The organism is Robinsoniella sp. RHS (assembly GCF_001029355.1).
Taxonomy (GTDB): domain Bacteria; phylum Bacillota; class Clostridia; order Lachnospirales; family Lachnospiraceae; genus Robinsoniella; species Robinsoniella peoriensis.
Genome location: NZ_JNGB01000016.1, coordinates 142,342 through 163,021, shown reverse-complemented (window position 1 = coordinate 163,021; position 20,680 = coordinate 142,342). Strand labels below are relative to the sequence as shown.

Below are 20,680 nucleotides of genomic sequence, written 5' to 3'. Positions count from 1 at the left end.
GAAACAAGCACGAAACAAGCATGTTATAAGCGAGGAGGCCGCTATGTTTAAAATCAATGATAATTATTTAAAATTACCGGGAAGTTATTTGTTTTCGACGATAGGCAAAAAAGTTGCTGCATTTACAGAAGCAAATCCGGATAAAAATATTATACGACTTGGAATTGGAGATGTTACTCAGCCACTGGCGCCGGCGATCATTACAGCCCTGCATGATGCAGTGGATGAAATGTCCGATGCAAGAACGTTTCACGGCTATGCTCCGGATCTTGGATATGAATTTTTAAGAAGTGCCATTGCCAGAAATGATTATGAAGACAGAGGATGCAGCATTGCAGCCGATGAAATCTTCATCTCTGACGGTGCAAAGTGTGATTCAGGTAATATTCAGGAAATATTTAGTGTTGATAATAAAATTGCTGTATGTGACCCGGTCTATCCGGTTTATGTGGACACAAATGTAATGGCGGGAAGAACCGGAACGTATAATGCCGGAACCGAGACATGGAGTGATGTAATCTATATGCCATGTACAGCTGAAAATAATTTCGCACCCGAACTTCCAAAGGAGAGACCGGATATTATCTATCTTTGTTTCCCAAATAATCCAACGGGTTCTACGATTACAAAGGATCAATTACAGGTCTGGGTAGATTATGCCAATAAAGAAGGCGCCGTAATTATCTACGATGCGGCTTATGAAGCATATATATCTGAAGAAAATGTACCACATTCCATTTACGAATGTGTTGGAGCCAGAACCTGCGCAATTGAACTTCGCAGCTTTTCGAAAAATGCGGGATTTACCGGGACACGACTTGGATTCACGGTTATTCCAAAAGAATTAAAAGCCGGAGATGTATCCCTTCATTCACTATGGGCAAGGCGCCACGGCACAAAATATAACGGTGCACCTTATATTATTCAAAAAGCCGGAGAAGCTGTGTATACGCCTCAGGGGAAGGAGCAGTTAAAGCAACAGGTATCCTATTATATGAACAATGCAAAAGTAATCTTTGATGGCCTGAAGGATGCCGGTTATACCGTATCCGGCGGTGTAAATGCACCATATATCTGGCTGCAGACTCCTAAGGGTATGACTTCCTGGGAATTCTTTGATTATCTGCTTGAAAAGGCAAATGTGGTTGGAACACCGGGTTCCGGATTTGGACCAAGCGGTGAAGGATATTTTCGTCTTACTGCATTTGGCAGTTACGAAAATACGGTTGCTGCTATTGATAGAATTAAGAAAATGTAATAACAATTAAAAAACAGTCCGAAATCCTGATAGGATCTCCAAAGCAGACTGATGAATATCAGACGCTTCTGCTTTTATGGGTCCACATCAAGGATTCCGGGCTGTTTTTAAAATCCGCAGTGCCCGTCTATACCGCAGCTCATTCCGGAAACAGATGTAGTTTCCTGCTGTAATAAAGCATCTGCAATTGCCTGTGCGTATACCTCCGGTGTATGGTAACCAGGCAGACGTGTATCCCCTATATAAATTACCGGAATACTGGTTATGTCATATTCTTCTGATAGGGCATTGAGCTCATCGAGCCGTGCAAGCTGCGATTTAGAAGTGATCTCTTCCAGAAATTCTTTTTCGTTTAGTTCCAGCTCTTTTGCGATGGCACCTAATACATTCAGGTCGCCGATATCTTTTTCATCTTCATAAAAGGTTGTAAATACTTTTTCCGTATATTCCTGTCCAACACCATGATCTTCGCAGTAAAGCAGACCTAAAAACGTATTCGTAGAATAAGGATGCGGAGAAAGTCTGGGAAGCTGCATTGTCAACCCAAGTTCCCTGGCCGCCGGGAGCAAAACTTCATCAAATCTTTTTAAGCGGGCTTCATCATGCATGGGGTCAGCCATTGGAGATGGCGGACGGCGCAGTTCATGAGGAATCCTTTCAAATGTTACATCCAGTCCATTTGCAGCCTGTTTCAGAGAAAAAAATTCCAGGTAACAGAATGGGCATACAAAATCAAAAAATACTTTAATTTTCAGACTCATTTTTTTTCCTTTCGATTTTCTGTTTCAGAATTTAAAACATTTTCAGTTATTTGCAATTAATTACACTCTGCTGCCTCCAAAAACGAACCGCCGGACACAGCCAGGGGTCAACATCCTGCTGAGAAAACCAGTTCTGTAGCCAGCTGACGGAGTTCATACAAGTTTCCACTCCCATTTTTCAGTACATCGTACTATCTACAAAGCGTCCCATAATCACTTAAACCCAAATTCAAGAAATTGTTCACTCTGGTATTATAGTATAACTCAAGGAATAGAACAAGCAATATTCGGGGAAATAGGAACTATTCAAACAAGCAATTTTACTTCCTTTTTTACTGAATATGAAGTAAAATGGTATTAAGTTTTCTGTATAAACCCGAAAAAAGAGAGGAGATTTATTTATGGGAGAGTATTTGTCACAAGTTAATGCATTACCGTTCTATTTGATCGTAGGCGGGGTACTTTTGTTTATCGTAGTAATGTGTGTGGTATTTTTGGTAAAAAGCTACCGTGCAGGCATTGCCATAGGTATGGATAAAAAAGTATTAAAAAGAGCAATTACATCCAGTGCCACGTTTACCGTACTGCCAAGTATCAGCATATTATTAGGTGTAATTGCACTTAGCGGAACACTGGGAGTTCCGTTTTCCTGGCTTAGGCTATCCGTAATCGGTGCCCTGCAGTATGAATTGAACGTTGCGGAGATTTCAGCCACCAGTATCGGTCTTACAGGACTTAAAGTAAGCGAGATGTCGGTGCAGGCTTTTAGCACCATCGCACTGGTTATGACGGTGGGAATTCTGGGTGGAGTAATCTGCTGTATCTTTGGACTGAAGAAATATCTGGGAAAGGTACAAAAAACTACGACACAGAAAAAGACCGGTAAGCCTGGATTTGGGGCATATGCCACAATAGCGATGTTTATTGGGCTATGCAGTGCATACATAGGATCCTATGTGGGAACTTTTACATCCTCAGGGAATTATCTGCCGTTAGCAGTGGCCGGAATATCTGCTGTGGTAATGGCAATATTTGAGTATTTTACCCAGAAGAAACAAATGGCATGGCTGGATAATTTCAGTGTGGCTACCAGTATGCTGGTGGGCATGATTGCAGCTGTATTAATGAAATTGGCATAAGGAGGCAGAGTTATGGATCAGAATGCAAAAGAAGTATATTTACAAAAATTTAATCAGCAATTGCATATGTTAGGCAGAATTACGCTGGGAGTGGCAATCGTTTTACTGATAGGAGCACCCCTTTTAATGGGTCTGCTCTATGGGGTAATGCCGGATATGTCCGGATTTTTAAAAGGCATCATTAAGGTTGGGATTATTTACATTCCTGTAGCTATCGTGGAATTTCTGGTATATGCTCCCATGCTTGGAACCGGCGGCAGTTATCTGACATTCCTTACGGGAAATGTTACGAATTTGAAAATTCCCTGCGCCATGAACAGCAGGGATATTGCAAAGACAGAAGTTGGGACAGTGGAAAACGAAATTATTTCTACTATCAGTATTTCTGTGAGTGCATTGGTGACCATGCTGGTTATATTTATAGGTGTACTTTTACTGGTACCGTTAACTCCGGTATTGCAGAATCCGGTGCTGACACCTGCATTTGACACGGTAGTTCCGGCATTGTTCGGCGCACTTGGTTTGAAGTATTTTATTAAGAGCTTGAAAATCGCATTTATACCTCTGCTTACAATGACACTGTTGTGCGTAATTGTTCCGGCTGCGATTCCCCAGACCAGTCTTCTGTTAATTCCTGCAGGCGGTATGGCACTTGGCATCGGATATTTGCTTTATCGTAAAAATATGTTGTAAACCGGAAAGAACAAAAAACAAAGAACGAAAAAGGAAAGAAGGATTTAATAATGTTGAAATGGATCGTATTAGCAATTGTGCTGATTATTGTTTTGCTGGCAGCAATCGTCTTAATCAGGGCATGTATGATGAAACCTACGGAAGCTTTGAACGCAACAATCGAAAAAGGAGATCCAAAACGTTCCAGACAATATGGAGAGCGGTTATCCAGAATGATTCAATGTGAAACGGTGTCCAGCAGATTTGAGGATGATAAAACAAAATTTTATGATTTTCATAAAGTATTGGAAGAGTTATTTCCGAATATTCATAAAGACTGTGAAAAACATGTTTTTAACGGAAGCCTGTTATTTAAATGGAGTGGAAAAGGTAAAGGGGATCCAATTTTACTGATGAGCCATCAGGACGTAGTGGAGGCAAACGGAACATGGGAACATCCTCCTTTTAGCGGTGAAATTGTAGGTGAAAATATATGGGGCAGAGGGACGGTAGACACAAAAGGCAGCCTGTTTTGTCTGTTAACAGCAGTAGAGGAATTGCTCAAAGAGGGATACAAGCCTCAATGTGATGTATATCTTGCCAGCAGCTGTACAGAAGAATTCAGCGGAGAAGGTGCCCCGTTAACTGTGAAATACTTAAAAGAAAAAGGAGTAAAACTTGGACTTCTGATCGATGAAGGCGGAATGATCATGTCAGAGCCCATACCCGGAGTGAAGGGCACTTACGCAATGGTAGGTGTTTTAGAAAAAGGATACGGGGATGTTAAGTTTACGGCGAAAGGAACCGGAGGGCACGCAAGTGCACCCGGCAAAAATTCACCGTGGGCGAGACTTGCGGCATTTATTAATGATGTGGAAAAACATCATCCGTTCCGTGTGGAATTTAGCCAGACAGTACTTGAAATGTTTCGCAGGCTGACCCCTAATATGAGCTTTGGAATGAAAGTGATATTTGCAAATCTCTGGCTATTCAAGCCGGTATTAAAAAAAGTCATGCCCATGATCAGCCCGGCAGGCGCGGCAATGCTCCAGACAACGATAGCATTTACTACCGGAAAAGGTTCCGAGGGCTTAAATGTTCTTCCTCAGGAAGCATATGTAACAGCTAATCTTCGCTTTATTCCTCATCAGCCAACAGATGAGAGTATCGCATTAATTTCAGAGAAGGCAAAAGCATATAATCTGGAGACCAGTGTCATCTATAAAGACTACCCCTGCCCGGTAGTAAACTATAAAGGAGAACAGTTTGCAAAAGTAGAACAGACCATACACGAACTGTTCCCGGGTATCGGCGTCAGCCCATATATTATGACAGGTGGTACAGATGCAAAATATTATAAAGATATCTGTGCCGATTGTATTCGGTTTGCACCCCTGTCCATTACCAAACAGCAATATGAAAGTATTCATGGGCTGAATGAAAACATTAGTATGAATGTTCTGCCAAAAGGCGTTGACTTTTATAAGGCAATTATTCAGAAATCTTAAACGGTATAAGGCGATTACAAAGTAGTTGTGAATAGTAATACTTGCTGACAGTTACATTTGTGATTTCAATAATTGTAAGTATAGCCGCTTATTATATTTGCAGGTGGCTAAGTAAAGACAAGAAAGACAGCTAAACAAAAAACCCCCGCGGAGCACCATTCCGTGGGGGTTTGTGTATCCTATGGATACATAGTTACTTTGTATGAGTCTATAAATAGTTTGATCAAAATGTCAATGATTTTTATGCAATTTATTACTGTGTATAAATGACAGGACAAATGGTGTGTCAACTAAATGAAACCAAACGTGGAAGATATTTATTCTTGAAAATCTCTCATTAAAAAGTTATAATCATATTATTGGCGTTACGTTTTTGATTTTTCTAATAAAGCCAATCTATAAATTCAATTTACAAGTGGATAACATAAAAAATATATAGAGAAAAAGGAGCAGAACAATGGGTGTATTAAGTAATCTGGAACCAAATTCAGTTTTTAAATTTTTTGAGGAGATCTGCAGTATCCCTCATGGATCAGGAAATGTGGAGCAAATCAGCGCATACCTTGTAAAATTTGCAAAAGATAGAAACCTGGAATATTACCAGGATGAACTTAAGAATGTAATCATTATTAAGGAAGCTGCGAAAGGTTATGAGCAGGAAAAACCAGTAATTATTCAGGGACATATGGATATGGTTGCCGTAAAAACACCAGACAGTGATATTGATATGGAAAAAGACGGTTTATCATTAGGCATAGATGGAGATTTTATTTATGCTAAGAATACGTCTCTTGGTGGTGATGATGGAATTGCAGTTGCATTTGCGCTGGCACTGATGGATTCTGATTCGTTAGAGCACCCCAGATTAGAGGCTATACTCACCGTGGATGAGGAAGTTGGCCTGGATGGTGCAAAGGGTATTGATTTATCTATGCTGAAAGGAAAGCAGCTGATCAATATTGATTCTGAAGAGGAAGGTTTTCTGCTTACCAGTTGTGCAGGCGGCTGCAGTTTAAGATGCACCATACCTGTTGCAAGAGAAAAGCGGGAAGGAATCACTTATGAAATTTCGATGACCGGACTTCTTGGAGGGCATTCCGGAATTGAGATTCATAAAGAAAGAGGAAATGCAAACTGTCTGATGGGAAGACTCTTATATCAGACAGCGAAAGAAGTGCCGGTTTCCCTGGTTTCTCTGGAAGGCGGAGAAAAGGATAATGCAATTCCTAAAGCAGCGAAAGCAGTAGTATTGATAAGTGAAGCAGATGCAGCGAACTTTGAAGCAGCAGTTGAAAAATTTGAAGGGGCAATGCAGCATGAACTGGCTGTAAAAGATCCGGATGCGAAAGTGAAGATGGAGAAGAAGGAATCCGCGGTAAAGGACTGCCTTACCAAAGATGCATTTGACCGGATAGCCACATATCTGATTGCAGTTCCAAATGGTGTACAGGCTATGAGTGCATCAATTAAAGGTCTGGTAGAAACTTCAGTGAATCTGGGTGTTATGAAGCTGGAAGAAAATGAATTTAAAGCAGCAGGAGCAGTCAGAAGTTCCGTGCAGACATCTAAAGATTATCTGATTGACAGGATAACCGGGCTCTGTGCAATGGCGGGTGGATCTTATTCACAGGAGGGAGACTACCCTGCATGGGAATATAAATTAGAATCTCCTTTAAGAGATAAGATGCTTTCCGTTTATCAAGATATGTATGGCAAAGATATGATTCCGCAGGCGATTCATGCCGGGCTGGAATGCGGACTTTTATCCGGTAAAATCGAAGGTCTGGATTGTGTGTCCATTGGACCGGATATGGTACATGTTCATACTACGGATGAGAAACTCAGCATCTCCTCTACCAGGAGAGTCTGGGAGTATCTGGTGGAAGTTTTAAAGAGAAAATAATAGAGTAAAGATAGAAAAGGAACGTCAGCAGGGGAGTAGTGATACCCTCTTGCTGACGTTCCTTTTTTGCATTTGCCTGCCGTATGGAAAACCGGAATATTACAGCAGGTCTATGTCATTATCCCGGGCTTTCTGCATTACGCTTTCAGGCCACAGGGAAGCCTGCACTTCACCGATATGTGCTTTTCTGAGATAGAACATACAGATGCGGGACTGCCCGATACCGCCGCCGATTGTGTATGGAAGTTCCTGATTCATAATTGCTTTTTGGAAAGGCATTTCTGCACGATCCGGGCAGCCGGCAATTTCCAGCTGTTTTTGTAAAGCATCTTCGTCCACGCGGATACCCATGGAAGACAGTTCAAGAGCAATATCAAGTACCGGATAGTAGACAATGATATCACCGTTTAAGGACCAGTCGTCATAATCCGGTGCTCGGCCGTCATGTTTTTCACCGGAAGCAAGAATACCGCCGATCTGCATAATAAATACGGCACCTTTTAATTTAGCAATATTGTATTCACGTTCCTTTGGAACACAGTCCGGATACATATCCTCTAATTCCTGGGAAGTAATGAAGAAAATTTCTTTTGGGAGGATTTCTTCGATGTAATCATACTGAATTGCCATATATTTCTCTGTTTTTTTAAGAGACTTATAAACAGTGCGCACAACTTCTTTCAGAGTCTCCTCATTTCGTTCTTCTTTTGTAATGATTTTCTCCCAATCCCATTGATCAACATAGATGGAATGGATGTTATCGGTATCTTCATCACGACGGATAGCACTCATATCCGTATACAGGCCTTCTCCATGAGAAAAACCGTATTTTTTCAATGCATATCGTTTCCATTTAGCGAGAGAGTGTACAATTTCAGCTGGGGCATCGCCCTGTTCTTTAATGCCAAAGCTGACCGGACGCTCTACACCGTTTAAATTATCATTCAGACCGGAATCCGGAGTAACAAAAAGAGGTGCGGACACACGCAGCAGATTCAGGCGCTGTGCAAGAGACTGCTGAAAGAAATCTTTAACTGTTTTGATCCCGATCTGTGTATCGTGCAGGTTCAACTGGGATTTGTAACCTTCTGGTATCATTAATTGTTCCATTTGTGACATCTCCTTTAAAGATAATATTGTGTTTCTTCCGAAGACGGACTGGTATGCCGCCAGACAAAAGAAGGATGAACTGTTGACAGATGTTAAAACAATGGTTTCATGTTATCATAAAACGTGGGTGTTTGTAAATAGATTTTGGAGGTTGTTGATAAAAGACGATAAATAAAATATTTTTTAAAAACCCCTTGCAATCCTAAATAATCTGTGATAGAATCTGTCATTAATAAAGCAAATGCATTGAAAGAGACTCTTGTTACTGAAACTTGACAGGAATACGGCGTCACCGACTGAGAGCGCTGTTTAAGGGAAAGAACAAATAGGGAACACTCTGGAGCAGACTGGTTGAAGGATAAGTAGTATTTTACAGCTTATCACAGTAGGTCAGTACGTAGCACGCGTTAAGTGTATGAGAGAGACAGGTATTGCAATTGCTGTATCTGTAACGCGGGTGGTACCGCGGGAATTATGATAATCCCGTCCCGGAATACGAAAGTATTCCGGGACTTTTTGCGTGGCTGCAAAGGATAACAGTTCCGGGAAAGCTTTCGAACTACAACTGACGTCGAATAACAATTAAAAAAACTGTCGTAAAGGTGCGAATGGGAATTACAGGCTGAGTCTGTGTTTCTTGACCCCTTGCGGCAGTTTTTCAGTCAAATACCCCGCTACAAGCAAGAAGGCATCAAATTTGCAGCACCGCGGGAATAAATGTTTATTCGACAGTATAACGTTTATGGAAAGAAAGGGGAACATGATGGAATTCTTAAGTGGAGTCATGAAAAAAGAAGTGCTGGAGATCAGCAAATTGTCATCGGAGGATTATATTGGCAAAGAGGTGAAGGTAAATGGTGCCATTCATTCCATTCGCGATATGGGAGAGGTTGCATTTGTGGTATTGCGAAAAAGAGAAGGCTTGCTGCAATGTGTTTTTGAAGAAGGAGTGTCGGCAGGGAGGCTTAAGGATTTGAGGGAAGCAGAAACAATTGAAGTTGCCGGAGTGGTCCGGTCAGAAGAACGGGCTCCGTGGGGATTTGAGATCAGAATCATCAGCTTCCGGATTTTAAGCGAACCTGCAGAAGCACTTCCGCTGGCTATATCAAAATGGAAAATGAATGCTTCTCTGGAAGCAAAACTGAATATGCGTCCGATTTCTCTTCGAAATGTACGGGAACGGGCTAAATTTAAAATTCAGGAGGGGATTGTCAGAGGATTCCGGGATTTTCTCTATGAAGAAGGATTTACCGAAATCAGAACGCCGAAGATCGGGGCAAAAGGTGCAGAGGGCGGTTCCAATATTTTTAAACTGGATTATTTCCACCGGCCGGCAGTTCTGGCACAAAGCCCACAGCTGTATAAACAGATGCTGGTGGGGGTGTTTGACCGGGTCTTCGAGACAGCGCCTGTGTTCCGTGCCGAAAAGCATAACACGAAACGCCATCTGAATGAGTATACCAGTCTGGATTTTGAAATGGGCTATATCGACAGTTTCCAGGATATTATGGGAATGGAAACAGGATTTTTACAGTATACCATGAGGCTTTTGGAAAAGGATTATGACAGGGAACTGAAAATTCTGGGGGTAGTGCTTCCAAATGTGGATAAGATTCCGGCAGTTCGATTTGATGAGGCAAAAAGGCTGGTTTCTGAAAAATATGATCGAAAGATCAAGAATCCCTTTGACCTGGAGCCGGAAGAGGAGATTTTGATCGGGAGATATTTCAAAGAAGAGTTTGATGCAGACTTTGTATTTGTAACCCATTATCCTTCTAAAAAGCGTCCTTTTTATGCGATGGACGATCCGGCGGATGCGAAGTTTACTTTAAGCTTTGACTTATTGTTCAAAGGAATGGAAATTACAACAGGGGGTCAGCGTATCCATGAATACCAGATGCTGATGGAGAAAATTGCAGCAAAAGGGATGTCTGCGGAAGGTTTAGAACAATATCTGGATACCTTCAAACACGGTATGCCGCCACATGGGGGACTTGGGATCGGGCTTGAAAGACTTACGATGAAGCTTTTGGATGAGGAAAATGTGAGGGAAACAACTTTATTTCCAAGGGATTTATCAAGACTTGAGCCTTAAGACACACTTTAGTACAGCATTACGCAATAATAATATAATTGAATAGAAAGCAGGAAAAGGATTATGGCAAATGAGATCAATGATGAAACAATCGAATACGTTGGAATTCTGGCAAAGCTTGAGCTGTCTGACGAAGAAAAAGAGCAGGCTAAAAAAGATATGAACAGTATGCTGGATTATATAGATGAATTGAATGAACTGGATACGGACAATGTAGAACCGATGTCCCATTTATTTTCCAACCATAACGTTTTCCGTGAGGATCAGGTAGATAACGGGGACGAAAGAGAAATGATACTGGCAAATGCTCCGGAACAGAAAGACAGTATGTTTAAAGTACCGAAAACAGTAGATTAGACAGGCTGCATATTGTGATAGTTCATAAAGAGAGGAGATTCAGATGATGAGTTTAAAAAGTCTGACGGCACTGGAACTGGCTAAGAAGATAAAGCAAAAGGAAATATCCGTAAAAGAAGCCGTTTGTGCATCCCTGGCGCAAATCGGTGAAGTAGAAGATAAGGTGCATGCATTTGTTACCGTGGATAAAGAAGGTGCGTTAAAAAGAGCAGAAGAGGTACAAAGAGAGATCAGTGAGGGAAGGCTGACATCACCTCTGGCGGGAGTACCGGCAGCCGTAAAGGATAATATATGTACCCAGGGAATCCCCACGACCTGCAGTTCTAAGATTCTGCATAATTTTGTGCCGGGATACTCCGCACAGGTCATTTCGAACATGGCAGAAGCAGGAGTGATTATTTTAGGAAAAACAAATATGGATGAATTCGCCATGGGGAGTACCACAGAGACTTCAGCATTTGGCGTTACCAGAAATCCCTGGAATACCGGGCATGTTCCGGGGGGATCTTCAGGCGGATCCTGTGCAGCCGTATCTGCCGAAGAATGCTTTTTCGCACTAGGTTCTGATACCGGAGGATCTATCCGCCAGCCCAGTTCGTATTGTGGGGTTACGGGCTTGAAGCCCACTTATGGAACGGTCTCCAGATATGGTTTGATTGCCTATGGATCATCCCTGGATCAAATCGGTCCGGTGGCAAAGGATGTTTCTGACTGTGCAGCAATTCTGGAAACCATTTCTTCCTATGACAGAAAGGACAGTACTTCCATTTTGAGAGAAAGTTATGACTTTACGACAGCATTAAAAGATGATGTAAAAGGAATGCGGATTGGAATTCCAAGAGATTATTTTGGAGAAGGACTGGACGTCCAGGTAAAGGAAGCTGTTCTTGGAGCAGCAAAAGTGCTTCAGGAAAAAGGTGCAGTGGTGGAGGAATTTGACTTAAGTCTGGCAGAGTATGCGATTCCGGCCTATTATGTTATTGCTTCGGCAGAGGCAAGCTCAAACCTCTCCAGATTTGATGGTGTGAAATACGGGTATCGTGCCGAGGAATATCAGGGTCTGCATAATATGTATAAGAAAAGTCGTTCCCAGGGCTTTGGGGCAGAAGTAAAACGGCGTATCATGCTGGGATCCTTTGTATTAAGTTCCGGATATTATGATGCTTATTATCTGAAGGCACTTCGTACGAAGGCTTTAATCAAACAGGCATTTGATCAGGCATTTCAGAAATTTGACGTTATCCTGGGACCTACTGCTCCTTCTGCCGCACCTAAGCTTGGGGAAAGCCTCTCTGATCCTCTGAAGATGTATCTGGGTGATATTTATACAATTTCAGTAAACCTGGCGGGACTTCCGGGCATTTCAGTACCCTGCGGCAAAGATAAAAAAGGATTGCCCATTGGAGTTCAGTTTATCGGCGATTGTTTTGAGGAGAAGAAAATCATTCGGGCTGCCTACAGTTTTGAGCAGAGCAGAACGTATGAAGCGCCTCTTATAGCTGGAAAAGGGGAGGAAAGTGTTCATGAATAAACAATATGAAACAGTAATCGGACTGGAAGTTCATGTAGAATTAGCTACGAAAACGAAAATTTTCTGTTCCTGCCAGACCACATTTGGCGGTGCACCCAATACCCATACCTGCCCGGTCTGCGCTGGGATGCCTGGAAGTCTGCCGGTTCTTAACAAACAGGTTGTGGAGTACGCACTGGCGGTAGGGCTTGCTGCAAACTGTAAGATCCACCAGCATTGTAAATTTGACCGCAAAAATTATTTTTATCCGGACAATCCGCAAAACTATCAGATCTCTCAGTTGTATCTGCCAATCTGTTATGATGGTGGAATTGAAATAGAGACAGAAAACGGAAAGAAAACCATTGGGATTCATGAAATCCATATGGAAGAGGATGCCGGAAAACTGATTCACGACGAATGGGAAGACTGTTCACTGGTGGATTATAACAGAAGCGGGGTGCCATTGATAGAAATTGTTTCGGAACCGGATATGCGAAGTGCAGAAGAAGTAATTGCTTATCTGGAAAAGCTGCGCCTGATTATCCAATACCTTGGAGCGTCGGATTGCAAGCTGCAGGAGGGTTCCATGAGAGCGGATGTCAATCTGTCTGTAAGAGAGGCAGGGACAGCAAAACTTGGTACGCGTACAGAGATGAAAAACCTGAATTCATTTAAAGCGATTGCACGGGCGGTTGAGGGTGAACGTGCCCGGCAGATTGAATTGTTAGAGGAAGGAAAAAAAGTCATTCAGGAAACCAGAAGATGGGATGACAATAAAGAATATTCCTATCCAATGCGGTCAAAAGAAGATGCCCGGGATTACCGCTACTTTCCGGATCCCGATCTTATGCCTATTGTGATCAGTGATGAGTGGATACAAAAAATAAAAGAAGCCCAGCCGGAACTTCGTACGGAAAAACTGCTTCGTTATAAAAAAGAATTTGATATTCCGGATTATGATGCGGGCATTTTAACTTCATCAAAAAAACTGGCAGATCTCTTTGAAGCGGCTACCGCAATCTGCAATAAGCCAAAGAAGGTATCCAACTGGCTCATGGTGGAGACGCTGAGACTTCTGAAAGAAAAGAACAGGGAGCCGGAAGATCTCACCTTCTCGCCGGAAAATCTGGCAAAGCTGGTAGAGCTTGCAGATGCCGGAACGATTAACAGCAGTGTTGCCAAAGAGGTGTTTGAGCATGTATTCGAAGAAGATGCTGATCCGGTGCAATATGTAGAAGCACATGGATTAAAGACAGTGAATGATGAAGGAGCATTGAGAAGTGCCATTACCGATATCGTAGCCGCAAATCCGCAGTCAGTTACTGATTATAAAAATGGAAAAGAAAAAGCAATTGGATTTCTGGTAGGGCAGACGATGAAAGCAATGAAAGGAAAGGCAGATCCCGGGACGGTGAACAAAATTTTAAAGGAAATATTAAGTGAAAATCCACTTTAAAAAAAACTTGTAATTTGTCAGAACACTGATATAATAGCTTATACACGCGTAATTTAATGAATGAACAAATGCGAGGGAGGGGCTATGTATCAAATTAACAGTAAAGAAGAAAAAAAACAGTTTTACAAATTAGTTGCCACACTGGTTTTGCCTATGGCATTACAGAATTTGATTAATGTCGGTGTAACCTCTGCCGACGTTATCATGCTTGGAAAGGTCGGAGAGACTGCACTTTCAGCATCTTCTCTGGCAGGCCAGGTATATTTTATTATGACCCTGATATTTTTTGGACTGACTTCAGGGGCTGCAGTTCTGACAGCTCAGTACTGGGGAAAAAAGGATATCCGGTCTATCGAAAAGATTCTGGGTATTTCCATGCGCATTGCACTTTGTGTAGCGGCAGGGTTTATGATTGTGGTATTGGTGTTTCCGTATCAGATTATGCACATTTTTACTTCAGAGCCGGATGTAATCCAGGGGGGTGTGGAATATTTAAGAATTACCGTATTTTCTTATTTATTTGCAGCCACAACACTGGTTTATCTGAATATTATGCGTAGTATCGAGCGGGTTATTATTTCTACGATTGTCTACATGGTTTCGCTGCTGGTCAATGTGGCTCTTAATGCCGTTTTCATTTTTGGATTGCTGGGATTTCCTGCAATGGGAATAAAGGGTGCGGCACTTGCCACTTTAATTGCAAGGATAACGGAGTTTGTGATTGTAATGTTCTATTCCAGGAAGATGAACCATACCGTACGTTTCCGAATTAAGGATTTCTTTGTGAAAGATAAGCTTTTAATGAAAGATTTCCTGGTTTATGCAGTGCCTGTAATCCTCAATGAAATGTTCTGGGGACTGGGCGTCTCTATGCTGACAGCGGTAATCGGACATCTGGGAAGCCCGGCAGTTGCGGCTAATTCGGTTGCACAGGTGGTAAAACAGCTGGCAATGGTAGTAACTTTCGGACTTTCCAATGCTACGGCTATTATGATAGGTAAGGTAATTGGAGAGGGCAGGGAAGATCTTGCCAAACTTTATGGTAAACGTTTTGTAAAGCTGTCATTGGCTTTGGGGCTGGTTGGCGCCGGCGTTATTTTAACCATATCCCCGATTGTAAGAGCCAATCTGACTTTGAGCGAACAGGCACAGGGATATTTAAGGGCGATGATGTTTGTCATGTCTTACTTTGTAATAGCGCAGGCATATAATACAACCATGGTTGTAGGGGTTTTCCGTGCAGGCGGCGATACCAAATTCGGGCTGATTCTGGATTTGGCTACTCTTTGGGGATTTGCCATCTTCTTAGGCGCGATTGCAGCATTTGTATTTAAGGCACCGGTTATTGTAGTATATATTATACTGTTAAGTGACGAGATCGTAAAGCTTCCGGCGACGACCTGGAGGTATCGAACCTACAAGTGGGTAAAAAATGTCACGCGGTAGAGGCTGATTTATATTCGCCATTAAAGAGCCGGGCGTGGTGCTGCAAGATACAGTTCCTCCGCTCGCGGCGGGGTATCAGGCTTAAAAATAGAATTATATAATGAAAGAAGCACTTACATGCAAATGCATCAGTATTATGCGTGTAGATGCTTCTTTTTATAGTGGTCAAATCCGTCCAAATTTAAGCGCAGAAAGTCCATGACTGATATTGTTTATCTACTATACAAAATAGACTTTCTTCTATATACTATAATTATAAAGAAAAATACAAAGTGTTGCAGGAGGGTCTATGAAAGTATCGGAAATTATAAAAAATACAGATGGAATTATAATTAAAACAGATCAGGGAAACTATGGATTTTATGGAATCAGAGAAGATATTATCCGCGTAGTGTATACAAAGAAGGAAAATGTGGAAAATCAGTCACTGCTGATAGAACCTGTGGTATATCAGAAGTCGGTAAAACCGGAATTTTTAGAAAGTGAAACGGACATCGTAGTATATACCACAAAATTAAGGGCAAGATGGCAGAAAGAAACCGGCACCTGTATTTGGGAAGATACACAGACAGGCAGAGTTTATGTGGCGGAGACATTAAAGCAGCTAACTCAGACGGATGTAATCCGATATACGACCCAGGGAGAGAAACCGGTTGTAAAAAGAGTAAAAACAGTAGATGGCGAGCGGAGTTTTATAGAGAATCTGAAACAGGTCAAAGACCGGGTGGCATATCGTGCAAAACTGGGATTCCATTGGGAAGAGGAAGAGGCTATTTACGGTTTGGGACAGGGAGAAGAGGGGATTTACAATCACAGAGGGCAGAATCAGTACCTCTACCAGCATAATATGAGAATCCCTATGCCAATGTTCGTATCCAGTAACGGATACGGCGTTATGTCAGATTGTTGTTCTATTATGACATTTCAGGATGATATTAACGGTTCTTATCTCTTTATGGATACGGTGGATCAGCTGGATTATTACTTTATCGCCGGAAAAACAATGGATGGCATGATAGATGGATACCGTTATCTGACGGGAAAGGCTGCAATGCTGCCAAAATGGGCATTTGGGTATGTGCAGTCTAAGGAAGCATACCATACAGACCAGGAAATTCTGGAAGTCGCAGAAGAATACCGCAGAAGGGGAATCCCGCTGGACTGCATTGTACAGGATTGGAATACCTGGGTTCCCGGGCTCTGGGGGGAAAAGAAACTGGACCCGTCCCGTTACTCTAATATGAAGGAAGTTAACCGGAAACTGCATGAGATGAATATTCATACGATGGTTTCCGTTTGGCCGAACATGGCTGAAGGAGGAGTAAACCATCAGGAGTTCGCAGATGCCGGGTACATTCTGGGAGATTATTCCACTTATGATGCATTTGATGAAAATGCCAGAAAGCTCTACTGGAAACAGGCAAGTGAAGAATTGTTTTCCAGTGGTTTTGATTCCTGGTGGTGTGATTCTACCGAGCCTTTCAGCGGACCGGACTGGAGTGGGGAAGTAAAGCGTGAGCCATGGGAGCGCTATGATCTGGTAGGAAAGGAACATAAGAAATATCTGGATGCCACCAAAACAAATGCATTTGCCCTGATGCATGCAAAAGGGATTTTTGAAAACCAGAGAGAAGAAAAACCGGACAAACGAGTATTGAACCTGACCCGTTCAGGCTATGCATCCCAGCAGAAATATGGTGTTGTTCTCTGGTCCGGAGATATTTCGGCAACCTGGGAGGTATTGCGTCAGCAGATTGCCGAGGGACTTAATATGGCAATGAGCGGAATGCCCTATTGGACATTGGATATCGGCGGATTCTTTGTTGTAGGAACGGCATGGTGGAACCGGGGATGCAATAACAGCGATAATCCTAATCCATTGTGGTTCTGGAAGGGAGGATATAATGAAGGGGTAGCTGATAAAGGCTATTGTGAGCTCTATACCAGATGGTTCCAGTTTGGCACCTTCCTTCCCATGCATCGCTCTCACGGGACGGATACTCCAAGAGAAATCTGGAATTTCGGGGAGAAAGGCAGTGAGTTTTATGATGCAATTGAAAAATTTATTCGCCTGCGTTACCGTCTGATGCCGTATATCTATTCACTTGCCGGAAATGTCTATCTGGATAACAGCACAATTATGAGAAGTCTGATGTTTGATTTTGCTGATGATGATAAGGTAAGAAACAGGGCAGATGAATATATGTTTGGCCCGAATCTGTTAATCTGCCCTGTTATAAAACCGGTGTTCTACGGAGTTGGCAGTGTTTTGCTTCAGGAAGAAAAGAAACAGAAGGTATATCTTCCAAAAGGCTGCAGCTGGTATGACCTGTGGACAGAGAGAAAGACAGAAGGCGGACAGGAAATCGAGGCAGATATTACTATGGACAGGATTCCGGTATATGTTAAAGCAGGCAGTATTCTTCCCCTTGCGCAGGAAGAACTGCAATATGCCCAGCAGGAATTGCAAAAGCCGGTGGCAATCAAAATTTATCCTGGTGCAGATGGAAGTTTCCGGCTTTATGAAGATGCGGGAGACGATTATGGTTATGAAACAGGAGAATATTCCAGAATCCAATTTACTTACTGTGACGCAGAGAAAACACTGTGCATATCAGAACGGGAAGGTTCTTTTCCGGGTATGCAGGAGCAGCGTGAATTCGAAATTATTTGCTGCGGGGAACATAAGAAGGTCCTTTATACTGGCGAAGAGGTAAATGTGTCTCTTTAAAGGGGAAGGGATAGATTTTAATTGGGGTTTAAGTTTATCCTGAGAAACTATATTTTTCCCCTTTACTATCATGGTAATTTAGTATATACTGTTTAAGATCAACATCTTGTGATGCGAATGATGAAAACAATATTAGAATACCATATATAGTAAAGGGGAATCATTATGTTTGTAATTAAAAAAGATGGTACACAGGAAGAATTTAATGTAAATAAGATTATAGCAGCTGTCAATAAATCTGCAGAACGTATCTTGTATAATTTTGATGATGAAGAGATTCAGTTTATCTGTAAATTTGCAAAAGAGCGTGCCAATAAAATGAACAGGGATGGAATTACTATCCAGGAAATGCACAATATAGTTGAAGGAGCACTGGAACAGGTGAACCCAAGTGTTGCCAAAAGCTACCGGGATTACCGTAATTACAAACTGGACTTCATACATATGATGGATGATGTCTATACCAAGAGCCAGTCAATCCGTTATATCGGTGATAAGAGCAATGCCAATACGGACAGCGCATTGGTGGCTACCAAGAGAAGTCTGATCTTTAATGAATTGAACAAAAATTTATACCGCAAATTTTTTATGACAAGAAGTGAATTGCAGGCATGCAAGGACGGATACATCTATATCCACGATCAGTCAGCAAGGTTAGACACCATGAACTGCTGTCTGTTTGATGTGGCAACGGTGTTAAAAGATGGGTTTGAAATGGGAAACGTTTGGTATAATGAGCCAAAGACCCTGGATACTGCATTCGATGTTATGGGCGATATTATTCTGAGTACCGCTGCGCAGCAGTATGGCGGATTTACCGTTCCGGAAGTAGATAAAGTGCTGGGCCCTTATGCAAATAAAAGCTATGAGAAATATAAAAAAGAGTTTTTAAGTTACGCAGATCCGTCTTGGCAGGGATATGAGGAAAAAGCAGAAGTTTATGCTGCAGACAAGGTAAAGCGTGATTTTGACCAGGGATGGCAGGGAATAGAATATAAGCTGAACACAGTGGGATCTTCACGTGGAGACTATCCGTTTGTTACTGTTACCATGGGACTTGGCGAGGGGCGTTTTGAACAAATGTGCAATATATCGCTGCTTAACGTACACAAAGAAGGACAGGGAAAACCTGGAAACAAAAAACCGGTATTATTCCCGAAAATTGTTTTCCTCTATGATGAAAATCTTCACGGTCCAGGGAAAGTCTGTGAAGAAGTATTCGAATCTGGAATTGAATGTTCTGCTAAAACAATGTATCCCGACTGGCTTTCCATGACCGGAAAAGGTTATATATCCAGTATGTACAAACAGTATGGCAGAGTTATCAGCCCTATGGGGTGCAGGGCATTTTTAAGCCCCTGGTATGAAAAAGGCGGGATGTATCCGGCTTCGGAACAGGACAAACCTGTATTTACGGGACGTTTTAATGTAGGTGCAGTCAGCCTCCATTTGCCTATGATTCTTGCAAAATCAAGAGCAGAAAGCAGGGATTTCTATGAGGTTCTGAATTATTATCTGGAAATGATCCGAAGCCTTCATATCCGGACCTATGAGTATCTGGGAGAAATGAAAGCTTCTACGAACCCGCTGGGTTATTGTGAAGGCGGATTTTATGGGGGAAGCTTAAAGCCAACAGATAAGATCAAGAAGATTTTAAAACCGATGACCGCATCCTTTGGCATTACGGCATTAAACGAACTTCAGCAGCTTTACAATGGAAAATCCATCGCCGAAGACGGTGCATTTGCATTGGAAGTCTTAGAGTATATTAATAAAAAAGTTACGGAATTTAAAGAAGCAGACGGTTATCTGTATGCAATCTACGGTACTCCTGCTGAGAGCCTCTGCGGACTTCAGGTAGAGCAGTTCCGCAAACAGTTTGGGATTGTGGAAAATGTATCTGACCGCCCTTATGTAAGCAACAGTTTCCATTGTCACGTAACAGAGGACCTGACACCGATTGAAAAGCAGGATCTGGAAGGACGGTTCTGGGAGCTATGCAATGGCGGTAAAATACAGTATGTCCGTTATCCGATTGATTACAACAGGGATGCTATTAAAAGCCTGATCAGAAGAGCAATGGATCTGGGATATTACGAGGGTGTCAATTTATCTCTGGCATATTGTGATGACTGCGGCCATCAGGAGTTAGAAATGGATATCTGTCCTATCTGCGGAAGTACTAATCTGACGAAAATAGACAGAATGAATGGCTATCTGTCCTACAGCCGTGTACATGGTGATACCAGGCTGAATGAAGCTAAGATGGCGGAAATTGCAGAAAGAAAGAGTATGTAAAAAGCAGGAGGAACAAGGATGTCAAACAGAGTAGAAAAAGCTTTAGAAAACCATAAAAAAGGGATGAATTGCTGTCAGGCAGTTGTTTGTGCATTTGCAGATGCAGTAGATACAGACGAAAAATTACTGTTTATGGCAGGAGAAGGATTCGGAGCCGGTATGGGTGGTATGGAATGTACCTGCGGAGCCGTATCCGCAGCGGTTATGCTGGCTGGAATGAAAAACAGCGGGGGTGACATGTCCAATCCCACTACCAAGGGAAAAACCTATGGCTTTTCCAAAGCAATCGTAAAAGAATTTGAAGCTAAAAATGGTTCTGTAGTCTGTAAGGATCTAAAAGGCCTGGAAACGAAAAAGGTTCTGCGTTCCTGTGACGGCTGTATCGAAGATGCAGCCAGAATTGCAGAAAAAGTGTTAGGACTATAGGAGAGAG

At 42.2% G+C, this 20,680-nt stretch carries 15 protein-coding genes; 13 read left to right on the top strand and 2 right to left on the bottom strand.

Annotation, left to right across the window (positions count from 1 at the left end):
* The first annotated feature begins 43 nt into the window (after positions 1 to 43).
* Complete coding sequence (locus RHS_RS09140; protein ID WP_047832996.1) at positions 44 to 1,258, top strand: LL-diaminopimelate aminotransferase; 1,215 nt, start codon at positions 44 to 46, stop codon at positions 1,256 to 1,258.
* A 107-nt stretch (positions 1,259 to 1,365) separates the two neighbouring features.
* Here the strand turns inward: RHS_RS09140 and RHS_RS09135 are convergent, their stop codons facing one another.
* Positions 1,366 to 2,019 (bottom strand): DsbA family protein, encoded by a 654-nt coding sequence (locus RHS_RS09135; protein ID WP_047832995.1) that lies wholly within the window; start codon positions 2,017 to 2,019, stop codon positions 1,366 to 1,368.
* Positions 2,020 to 2,420: 401 nt separating this feature from the next.
* On the opposite strand from RHS_RS09135, the gene RHS_RS09130 reads away from it, so the two are divergent.
* The 4 genes from RHS_RS09130 (at position 2,421) to RHS_RS09115 (ending at position 7,241) form a co-directional block, all read left to right on the top strand.
* Positions 2,421 to 3,158: a DUF5058 family protein gene (locus RHS_RS09130; protein WP_027296844.1), complete on the top strand. Its 738-nt coding sequence runs from the start codon at positions 2,421 to 2,423 to the stop codon at positions 3,156 to 3,158.
* 12 nt (positions 3,159 to 3,170) lie between these two features.
* On the top strand, positions 3,171 to 3,851 hold the full coding sequence (locus RHS_RS09125) for a hypothetical protein (RefSeq protein ID WP_044289769.1): 681 nt from the start codon (positions 3,171 to 3,173) through the stop codon (positions 3,849 to 3,851).
* 50 nt (positions 3,852 to 3,901) lie between these two features.
* Positions 3,902 to 5,338 (top strand): M20/M25/M40 family metallo-hydrolase, encoded by a 1,437-nt coding sequence (locus RHS_RS09120; RefSeq protein ID WP_047832994.1) that lies wholly within the window; start codon positions 3,902 to 3,904, stop codon positions 5,336 to 5,338.
* Between the two features lie 457 nt (positions 5,339 to 5,795).
* Positions 5,796 to 7,241 carry an aminoacyl-histidine dipeptidase gene (locus RHS_RS09115; RefSeq protein ID WP_047832993.1) on the top strand — a complete coding sequence of 482 codons (1,446 nt, stop codon included), beginning with the start codon at positions 5,796 to 5,798 and terminating at the stop codon, positions 7,239 to 7,241.
* A 99-nt stretch (positions 7,242 to 7,340) separates the two neighbouring features.
* Here the strand turns inward: RHS_RS09115 and asnA are convergent, their stop codons facing one another.
* Positions 7,341 to 8,351 carry an aspartate--ammonia ligase gene (gene asnA, locus RHS_RS09110; RefSeq protein WP_027296848.1) on the bottom strand — a complete coding sequence of 337 codons (1,011 nt, stop codon included), beginning with the start codon at positions 8,349 to 8,351 and terminating at the stop codon, positions 7,341 to 7,343.
* Positions 8,352 to 9,114: 763 nt separating this feature from the next.
* Here asnA and aspS point away from each other — a divergent pair.
* The 8 genes from aspS to RHS_RS09070 all read left to right on the top strand — a co-directional run bounded on the left by aspS (position 9,115) and on the right by RHS_RS09070 (position 20,673).
* The gene (gene aspS / locus RHS_RS09105; RefSeq protein ID WP_047833033.1) at positions 9,115 to 10,446 is read left to right on the top strand and encodes an aspartate--tRNA(Asn) ligase; all 1,332 of its coding nucleotides are present in this window, start codon (positions 9,115 to 9,117) and stop codon (positions 10,444 to 10,446) included.
* 63 nt (positions 10,447 to 10,509) lie between these two features.
* Positions 10,510 to 10,803, top strand: coding sequence for an Asp-tRNA(Asn)/Glu-tRNA(Gln) amidotransferase subunit GatC (gene gatC, locus RHS_RS09100; protein ID WP_047832992.1), 294 nt, complete (start codon positions 10,510 to 10,512; stop codon positions 10,801 to 10,803).
* Between the two features lie 46 nt (positions 10,804 to 10,849).
* Positions 10,850 to 12,334, top strand: coding sequence for an Asp-tRNA(Asn)/Glu-tRNA(Gln) amidotransferase subunit GatA (gatA, locus tag RHS_RS09095; RefSeq protein ID WP_047832991.1), 1,485 nt, complete (start codon positions 10,850 to 10,852; stop codon positions 12,332 to 12,334).
* The gene (gene gatB / locus RHS_RS09090) at positions 12,327 to 13,772 is read left to right on the top strand and encodes an Asp-tRNA(Asn)/Glu-tRNA(Gln) amidotransferase subunit GatB (protein ID WP_047832990.1); all 1,446 of its coding nucleotides are present in this window, start codon (positions 12,327 to 12,329) and stop codon (positions 13,770 to 13,772) included. Before gatA ends, gatB begins: the two co-directional genes overlap by 8 nt.
* Before the next feature lie 84 nt (positions 13,773 to 13,856).
* Positions 13,857 to 15,218 (top strand): MATE family efflux transporter, encoded by a 1,362-nt coding sequence (locus RHS_RS09085; RefSeq protein WP_044296644.1) that lies wholly within the window; start codon positions 13,857 to 13,859, stop codon positions 15,216 to 15,218.
* Positions 15,219 to 15,507: 289 nt separating this feature from the next.
* Positions 15,508 to 17,949: a TIM-barrel domain-containing protein gene (locus tag RHS_RS09080; RefSeq protein WP_047832989.1), complete on the top strand. Its 2,442-nt coding sequence runs from the start codon at positions 15,508 to 15,510 to the stop codon at positions 17,947 to 17,949.
* A gap of 162 nt (positions 17,950 to 18,111) precedes the next feature.
* Positions 18,112 to 20,247, top strand: coding sequence for an anaerobic ribonucleoside-triphosphate reductase (gene nrdD, locus RHS_RS09075; RefSeq protein ID WP_027296855.1), 2,136 nt, complete (start codon positions 18,112 to 18,114; stop codon positions 20,245 to 20,247).
* 18 nt (positions 20,248 to 20,265) lie between these two features.
* Positions 20,266 to 20,673, top strand: coding sequence for a C-GCAxxG-C-C family protein (locus RHS_RS09070; RefSeq protein ID WP_027296856.1), 408 nt, complete (start codon positions 20,266 to 20,268; stop codon positions 20,671 to 20,673).
* Positions 20,674 to 20,680: the final 7 nt, after the last annotated feature.